Source organism: Paracoccus aeridis (assembly GCF_004923205.2).
Classification (GTDB): domain Bacteria; phylum Pseudomonadota; class Alphaproteobacteria; order Rhodobacterales; family Rhodobacteraceae; genus Paracoccus; species Paracoccus aeridis.
In genome coordinates, this window is the sequence record NZ_SELD02000027.1 from 1 (window position 1) to 8319 (window position 8319).

The window sequence follows — 8319 nt, forward strand, 5'->3', positions numbered from 1 at the left end:
CAGGGTCGCGCAGGATCAGCACCGCCGCCAGCCGGGTGCAGCTTCTTGTCATTCCCACCGATGAGGAAAGCATCATCGCCCAGGAGGCCGTCAGCGAAGAGGCAGCGACATGATTGATCTGAAAGGCAAACGCGGCCTCGTGGTTGGCGTGGCGAATGAGGCCAGCATCGCCGCCGGTTGCGCCAGGGCCTTTCGCGCGGCGGGGGCAGAGCTGGCGCTGACCTTTCTTAATGAAAAGGCCCGGCCATGGGTCGAACCCGTGGCGCAGGAAGTGGGTGCGCCGCTGTTCCTTCCTTGCGATGTGCGTGAACCCGGCCAGTTGGAAGCCGTGTTTGACCGCATTACCGCTGAATGGGGGCGGCTTGATTTTCTGCTTCATGCCATCGCCTTCGCCCCGCGCGAGGATCTGCACACCAGCGTTGTCAACGCTTCGGCCGAAGGTTTTGCGACGGCGATGGATATCTCTTGCCACTCCTTCCTGCGCATGGCGCGGCTGGCGCGGCCTTTGATGCAGGCGGGTGGTTCGCTGATCACGGTCAGCTTTTACGGCGCGGATCGGGTGGTCGAGAATTACAACCTCATGGGTCCGGTAAAGGCCGCGCTGGAGGCTTCGGTCCGCTATGCGGCGGCCGATCTGGCGGGCGAAGGGATTCGTGCCTTTTCGCTTTCAACCGGTCCGGTCAAGACCCGCGCCGCCTCGGGGATCGACCGGTTCGATGCGCTGATGGATAAGATTCGCGCCCGTACGCCTGCGGGAAAACTGGTAAGCATCGAAGAGATCGGTACGCTGGCGGCCTTTCTGGCAACCGAGGCCGCAAGTCCCATGAGCGGATCGGTGGTCTATGCCGATAACGGATTTCACACCACCGCCTGAGGCAGGCGCGGGGCCCCGCCCTTGACCGGAAGGCGGATCCGGGGCAAAGCGGAATCAACATCAGTTGACAGCATTCTGACAGGCGCCGCCGCGTGACCTTCTTTACGGTTCATCCCTTCCATTCCTTCAATCTTGCCGTGGTCTTGCTGATCGCGGGCAAGATCCTGACCCTGAACATTGATCTTCTGCGCCGCTATTCGATCCCCGAGCCGGTGGCGGGCGGCTTTCTCTGTATCGCGGTAACGGGGCTCCTCTGGGCGCTGTTCGATCTGAAGGTCTCATTCGAGGTGGGGATCCGTGATTTCCTGCTGCTGGTGTTCTTTGCCGGTATCGGGCTGAAATCCGATATCCGCACGCTGCTTGCGGGGGGCAGGCCGTTGGTGATCCTGTTGATCCTTGCGACCAGCTTCATCCTTTTGCAGAACTTCGCGGGGATGGGGCTGGCGAGGCTCTTTGGAATGGAGCCGAAGGCCGGGCTGATGGTCGGCTCGGTTTCGCTGACCGGCGGCGTTGGCACCACGCTGGCCTGGGCACCGATATTCGCCGAAAAGCTGGGGATCACGAATGCGCTGGAACTGGGGGTCGCGGCCAATACTGTCGGGCTAATCGCGGCCTGTGTCATCGGCGGGCCGATTGCGGCGCTCCTGATCCGGCGGGGCGGGCTGAAGGCGGAAAACAAGCGCGATCTGGACATCGGCGTTCCGAATGAGGGGCGCGCGGTCCGGATGGATTACTTCTGCATCCTCTGGTCGATCCTGGCGCTGAATGTCACCGTGCTGATCGGGCTGGCGCTGCATGAGGCGATCACGGCGGCCGGCGTCACGCTTCCAGCCTTTGTCAGCTGCCTTGTCGCGGGGATCGTGCTGCGCAACCTTTTGCCGCTGGCCCCGAGGCGGTTAGGACATCCGCATTTATAACCGCTACGTTTCTGGCTGCCTTGGCTTAATTGTGTAGTTCCATTCGGGATGGAACGCGTCGCCGGTGATGTCGAGGCTGTCCATCTCGGCGTCGGAAACCTTGACGCCCTTCTCGTAGGTGCGCATGTCGAGCGTACACTCGACTTTGAGCCCCGTCTTGGTCGTCGTCGCACCGATCAGGTCAACTACAGCGCGACGGTCGGTCAACGGGCGGCCGCGCCAGTTCTGGGTGATGCGGCAGAACAGCCGGTGCTCAATCTTGTTCCACTTCGACGTGCCCGGCGGATAGTGATGGACGTGGAGGGTAAGCCCGCTCTTGTCTGAAAACGTCTGGAGTTCGTGTTTCCACAGCCGCACACGCACCCCGTTCGAGCCGCCACAGTCGGCCGTGATCGTCAGTTCGCGCGCCTCGGGATAGCGTTGTCGTCCCATGCGCTCGAGCCATGTGCGGATGGAGGCCACAGCGAATTCTGCCGTATCGGCGGTAATCCCGACGCTGACCCAACCCTCGTCGGCGGTCACGTCATAGACCCCGTAGGGGGCCACCTTGCCAAGGCTCTTGTCCTCGAAATCGTGGACCTTCACGCGTCGCGGATCGCCCCTCGGTCGGTAATCGGTTCCGCCATTCTTAAAGTTGCCGATCAGTTCCTTCTTCTTGGTGTCCACGGAGATGACGGGCTGGCCAGCGGCCTGCGCGGCGATGACTTTCCCATTGATATGCTCAAACTGCGCGTCGCGGTCGGGATGCCTGGAGCCCTCGTCCGCCTTTCGGTTGGACTGGCGCGAGAAACCGAGCCCGATGAGCAGCTTGCGCACGCTGTTGGGGCTGAACCAGATGTTGCGAAAGGCGTTGACCGACAGCGATATCCGGCGGCGCAACGAGATCTTCTCGATCCTTGATGAGATCGGCAAAGACCTTGATATAACAGAAACCCAGTTTGAGCGCGCTCGCCAGAGCTATGGTGCGGTGGGTGACTGGCTGTCGGGATCGACAGACCCGTTGCTTGTCAACGTTTTGGTTTACCTTCAGGGATCAACTGCTCTCGGAACGGCTTTAAAGCCGATCGGCAACAGGGAGTTCGACGTTGACCTGATCTGTTTCTGCGCGGGTATCACTTCCGGTATTTCGCCCGCGGATTTGAAGGCTGCGGTCGGCAACCGCCTCAAGGAGCATGCAACCTACGGACGGATCATCGAAGAAAAGAAGCGGTGCTGGCGCCTCAACTATCAGGGCGACTTCCACCTCGATCTTTCCCCAACCATTTCCAACTTTTTCTGCGCGAACAAGGGCGAGCTTGTTCCGGACCGGACTCTCAAACAGTGGCACCCGACAAACCCGAGAGCCTATAAGGCGTTGTTTGATCAGCGCGCTCTGCTCAGGCCGACCTTCGTGCGCACTCAGATCGCCATGCAGCAGCGGGATGAGGCACACGTGGAGCCTTTCCCAATTCGCGAGACAGTCAAGGGCATCTTGCGCCGCATCGTGCAGTTGCTCAAGCGGCACCGAGACATCTTCTACAAAAACAACACGGAAGACGTGGCCCCGATTTCCGTGATCATAACTACACTCGCAATGCGGGCCTATGAGTATTGCGTCCAGCGGCATGTCTTTGCGGATGAAATGGATGTGTTGGTCGAAGTGATACGAATGATGCCGCACTTCATCGAGCGGCCGATCCTGAACGGGCGACAAGGCTATGCTGTCCTGAACGAAACGACCCATGGAGAGAATTTCGCGGACAATTGGAACAAGGATCCGCGCCGCGCACCGGCTTTTTACACTTGGCACGCACAAGCATTGTTGGATTTTGAGGCTATTCGTGATGCCGTTGGCCAGGATCGTCTATCCCTGAATATGGAGCGCTCCTTTGGCTCCGGCGTCACCGGAAGAGTTCTTGGAAATCGTGTCGGTGCGGTCTCCAACGGCCGAAAAGCAGGCCTGCTTTCCGTCGCCCCCCTTGTGGGACTGACAACGTCAAAGGCCGCCGCGTCAACGGCTGTTCCTGCAAACACTTTCTTCGGCGATCAATGAGGAAACTTGGCGGGCGGCAAGAGCTAACGTTGTCGCAGCAACTACTATTTTTGCGCGCCAATCCTTCCATCCAGGGTGAGGGCACCGTTCGCGCGAATAAGCTGACATGGTCGATGGCTGTTCAGCCAACGGCATTGGCGCGCACTTATCGGGCATGCATCACATATTTACCCGGAGAAATGCCCTCAGTTAAGATCGTCGAGCCAGATTTGGAGCTTCTTGCGAACGGTCGCGCACTACCTCATGTCTATAGGAACCCTCTTCGCCTCTGCCTTTACCTGCCGGGAACTGAGGAATGGAAAGCAACGAAGCGACTCGACCAGACCATCGTTCCGTGGACCTACCTCTGGCTCTACTACTTTGAGGACTGGCTAGGGACCGACGACTGGAAAGGCGGAGGGCGGCATCCAGGAGAGGAACCGGAAATACCGCAGAATCGGGCGCTGCGGCGGTCAGTGGCCAGAAGAGTCCTGTAATCGATGCGCCATTTTCAAGTTTACGCACATTCTTAACGCCCACATTTGTGGTCATCTCCAGCAGGTTCTGCTGCGGTGATGTCGCGGCACGCCATGATCTTGTCCCGCACCAGCTTTCGGATTGGCGGCGCCGGGCTCGCGAGGGGCTTCTTGCGCTTCCGGCTGATCTGCTGGAGGGGCTGTCGCTGCCGTCCAAGGTTCTTGGCGATCCGGTCTTTGTTCCCTTGGCCATTGCGGCCGAACCGACGAGATCGGCGAAGCTGCCGGAGAGAGCCGAGATCTTGTCTGGTGTCATGAGCGTCGAGATCGGTGACGATGTGGTGCTGCGTGTGCCGAGCGATGTTCCCGTCGAGCGGGCAGCAGCCCTGATCCGTGCCTTGCGCGGTGCAACATGATCGTCGCGGGACAGAGATTGCCGATCCTGATCGCGACGAAGCCGGTGGATTTCCGCTGCGGGCATAACGCTTTGGCGCTGATGGTGCAGACGGAGCTGAAGCTGGATCCGTATTCGGGTGTGACGGTGGTGTTCCGCTCGAAGCGCGGTGACAGGCTGAAGATCCTGGTATGGGACGGCACTGGCATGGTGCTGATCTACAAGGTTCTGGAAGTTTCAAAGTTCTGCTGGCCCCGGGTTCAGGACGGGGTGATGCAGCTGTCACGAGCGCAATATGAGGCCCTGTTCGAAGGCGCGGCGTGGCTTGTGATGAGCACGCCGAAAGTGCTTCCGCCGACTGCGGCAGGGTGACTCAGCAGGCGGCTTTGGCATTGTTTTGATAGGCTTTCTGCACCGGATCGGGTAAGAAGGCGCATGTCGCAATCCTTCGATCTCAGTCTGTTTCCGAACTTGCCGCCCGAGGTGGTGAAGGCCTTTGGGGCCGTCCAGTTCGAGCTCTCCGTGGAGCGTGCGGCGCGTCAGCATGAGCAGGCGGTGGTGGCGGAGAAAGACGCTTTCATCACCGAGTTGAAAGCGCTGATCGAGCGGCTGAAAGGCCAGGTTCAGGACTACCGGCGCACGAAGTTCGGGCCGAAGTCGGAGAAGCTGGACCCGGCGCAACTGGAACTGGCACTGGAAGATCTGGAAACGGCCATCGCCGAGACGCAGGCCCGGATCGCCGCTGTCGAGGACAGGATCGCGGCCAGTGAGCCTGACCCCGAGAAGAAAACGCCCCGGGCGCCTCGCAAGGCGCGGGCCCTGCCTGAAGGCCTGCCGCGCGCCCTGCGCGTGATCGAACCCGACAGCATCGCTTGTCCCTGCGGCTGCGGCGACATGGTCCGGATCGGCGAGGACCGGACCGAGCGGCTGGATTACATCCCGGCGCGCTATCAGGTCATTGTCACGGTGCGCCCCCGATACGCTTGTCCCAAGGGACGTGCGGGCGTGGTGCAGGCCAAGGCCCCGGCGCATCTGCTGGAGGGCAGCTGGCCCACCGAGGCGCTTCTGGCGCAGATTGCCGTCTCCAAGCATTCCGAGCACATGCCGCTGAACCGGCAGGCCATGGTGATGGCTCGTCACGGCGTGCCGATCGACCGCTCGGTGCTCGCCGATTGGATGGGTCGCACGGGCGCGCTGATCGCTCCTGTGGTCGAGCATATGGCCAAACGCCTGATGACAGACAGCACCCGGCTTTATGTCGACGAGACCACCGCCCCGGTGCTCGATCCGGGGCGCGGCAAGACGAAAACCGGCTATCTCTGGGCGGTGCTGCGCGATGATCGTGGCTGGAACGGCCCTGCGCCGCCGGGAGTGGTGTTCCACTGCCGGCCGGGGCGGAACGGCGAATATGCCGCCGAGATCCTTGAGGGCTTCAACGGCACGATCCAGGTCGATGCTTATGGCGGCTATTCCCATCTGGCCACGCCGAAACGCACAGGCGGCAAGCCACTGCGTCTGGCCTTCTGTTGGGCGCATGGACGGCGCAAGCTGATCAAGGCCAAGCCCAAGAAGGGCTCGCCCATCGTCGATGAGGCGCTGCTGCGCATTGCGGCCCTTTACAAGATCGAGGACAGCATCCGCGGCGCCGATCCCGATGAGCGCCGGGCGGTTCGCCAGGACCTGTCCCGTCCCTTGGTGGATGCCTTCTTCGCCTGGCTGTCAGCCCAGGCCGCGCGCGTCTCGCGCAAGTCCGACCTCGGCGTGGCGATGACCTACATGCTGAAGCGTCAGGACGGCTTTCGGCTGTTTCTTGACGATGGCCGCGTCGACATGGACTCCAACCTGGTGGAAAATGCCATCCGCAGCCCGGCCATGAATCGCCGAAATGCACTTTTTGCCGGTCATGATGAGGGTGGCAGGAGTTGGGCCTGCTTCGCCAGCCTGATCGGCACCTGCAAGATGAACGGTGTCGAACCCTACGCCTACCTGTGCGATCTGTTCACCCGTCTTGCCAACGGCCACTTGGCCAAGGACATCGACGCCTTGATGCCCTGGGCTTATGCAAGGCAGACCATCGCCTCACAATGACCTCGTCCGGGACTCCCCGGTGAGCTCATAGCACAACAGCCAAGCAGCAGGCCGCCCCGAAGCAATCAGAAAATCAATGGGGCGTAGCCGCCGCTTACGGTGAAGGCGCGGAACGACCTGTGGGAGCCAGTTCTTTACGCACTCCCGAGTTCACCGCCGGTTCATCTTTCTTTGCTGAAGACTTCTGAACCAGTGAGCAGAGGCACCTGAATCCAGCTCACCTTGGCTGTCACATCAGCTCCTTGCCCCATTTCCAGCGTTGAATGGCAGGATGCGGGCTGTGGTCGTCGGGGTCTTGGATGGGCGCAAGGAACACACGATCCAGCAGCGCAATAAGAAGCGCGGCTCCAAGCGAGCCGAGGAGCGTCAGCACAATACGCCCGATCACGGCTGTGCTCGGCGAGCCCGAGGTCAGCACTGTTGCCACGACGCCGATCGCGACGGAGGTCGCGAACTGGTAGACCGAGGCCGATCGAGGGCCGTTGATCATCCTCTCTCCGAACAGAAAGGTGACCACGAATACAAGGCAGAGCAGAAGTGCAAAGCTTCCCGAGACGGTCATAACCATAAGGACTGCAACGGCCGCTCCGGCGCCATAGAACGTCGCCAGGCTCCGCTCGACCGCCTCCGCAAAGGCTTCTTGGCGGGTCGGGAAGATGAGCGGGAAAATGGCCGAGATTGCCAGGATGATGTCTGATGGGGGCAACACGGCATAAAACCAAAAGCAAAGCCCGAAGACGACCAAGGCCCTGATCAATGATCCTGCCCCGTGGTGACCTGCGGCCGGTCGCGGCGCGTCCACGTGAACCTCGCGTGTCGCTGAAGGGACGACAAGATAGAGGAGCGGGTTGATCACCAGGGCCACCCCGCAGCCGAGCAGGAAGCCGTCGCGGAAGACGTTGAGCAATGCCGGCGTCTTCATGCCGGCGATCGACATCATCATGGCGGCCACGAGGATCAGCATGCCGACGCCGCTGCCGGTGCGGCGGGTCAGGTAGAAGGCCACGAAGAACAGCAGCAACATGACCAGCATGAGCAATGCCGGAGTGGGCCGCACCACTGCCACCAGAGCGGCCATGACCCAGATCACCAGCCCGAACATGATGGGAGCAGCGATGATCCTGAAGCTGAACGCCTTGCGTTGGCCGGCGAGCAGGCCGAAGGGCAGAACGGCGACCATGGTGCCGAGCGCCGGGTTGAGCCAGGCCATGGCAGCGAAGCTCGCCACCACGCAAAGCCCCAGGCGAAGGGCGAACCAGGGATCATCCTCACGTCGAGGGCGCGGGGGGACATACATCGCACCCTCCTCAGTAGAAGGCGCTGATGTGGCTACCAAGCCGCTGGAAGAAGGCCGCAACGCCCGTCACCCAGTGACTGCCGCCCTCAGGATGGATCAGGATGCCGACCTTGCCTCCCAGCCGCGCCCCCCGTGGCCAAGCCTCCATGCCGCCGTCAAGCACGATACGGACGGGCATCTTGCGGGCAGGCTCAAACCACTGCGAGGCTGGCGTGTTTGTTGATTTCCACCCGGAACTGACCCGGGTTTTCCATCGAGAAGT

8 protein-coding genes and 2 pseudogenes are annotated in these 8319 nt (G+C 61.4%); 7 read left to right on the forward strand and 3 right to left on the reverse strand.

The features are described 5' to 3' along the window. The first annotated feature begins 109 nt into the window (after nt 1–109). The gene (gene fabI, locus ELI80_RS09610; protein ID WP_035745640.1) at nt 110–874 is read left to right on the forward strand and encodes an enoyl-ACP reductase FabI; all 765 of its coding nucleotides are present in this window, start codon (nt 110–112) and stop codon (nt 872–874) included. Nucleotides 875–966: 92 nt separating this feature from the next. Further along, nucleotides 967–1791: a sodium/glutamate symporter gene (locus ELI80_RS09615; RefSeq protein WP_236641422.1), complete on the forward strand. Its 825-nt coding sequence runs from the start codon at nt 967–969 to the stop codon at nt 1789–1791. A gap of 3 nt (nt 1792–1794) precedes the next feature. Here the strand turns inward: ELI80_RS09615 and ELI80_RS09620 are convergent. Then, nucleotides 1795–2613, reverse strand: a pseudogene (locus tag ELI80_RS09620) (ISAzo13 family transposase); the annotation flags it as partial. A gap of 28 nt (nt 2614–2641) precedes the next feature. Between ELI80_RS09620 and ELI80_RS09625 the strand changes: the two are divergent. From ELI80_RS09625 to tnpC, 5 genes are all read left to right on the forward strand, one after another. After that, the gene (locus ELI80_RS09625; RefSeq protein WP_236641423.1) at nt 2642–3823 is read left to right on the forward strand and encodes a nucleotidyltransferase domain-containing protein; all 1182 of its coding nucleotides are present in this window, start codon (nt 2642–2644) and stop codon (nt 3821–3823) included. Then, nucleotides 3820–4299 (forward strand): type II CBASS E2 protein, encoded by a 480-nt coding sequence (locus tag ELI80_RS16680; protein WP_136651298.1) that lies wholly within the window; start codon nt 3820–3822, stop codon nt 4297–4299. Before ELI80_RS09625 ends, ELI80_RS16680 begins: the two co-directional genes overlap by 4 nt. Before the next feature lie 47 nt (nt 4300–4346). Then, nucleotides 4347–4694: a transposase gene (locus tag ELI80_RS09635; protein WP_236641424.1), complete on the forward strand. Its 348-nt coding sequence runs from the start codon at nt 4347–4349 to the stop codon at nt 4692–4694. A gap of 17 nt (nt 4695–4711) precedes the next feature. After that, nucleotides 4712–5044 carry an IS66 family insertion sequence element accessory protein TnpB gene (gene tnpB, locus ELI80_RS09640; RefSeq protein WP_161596451.1) on the forward strand — a complete coding sequence of 111 codons (333 nt, stop codon included), beginning with the start codon at nt 4712–4714 and terminating at the stop codon, nt 5042–5044. 63 nt (nt 5045–5107) lie between these two features. Beyond that, entirely contained in the window at nt 5108–6760 is a 1653-nt protein-coding gene (tnpC, locus tag ELI80_RS09645; RefSeq protein WP_136651301.1) for an IS66 family transposase, read from the forward strand. Nucleotides 6761–6989: 229 nt separating this feature from the next. Here the strand turns inward: tnpC and ELI80_RS09650 are convergent, their stop codons facing one another. Continuing rightward, a complete protein-coding gene (locus tag ELI80_RS09650) occupies nt 6990–8057 on the reverse strand; it encodes an FUSC family protein (protein WP_136651302.1) in 1068 nt (355 codons plus the stop codon). A 10-nt stretch (nt 8058–8067) separates the two neighbouring features. After that, a pseudogene (locus ELI80_RS16435) lies at nt 8068–8319 on the reverse strand (hypothetical protein); the annotation flags it as partial.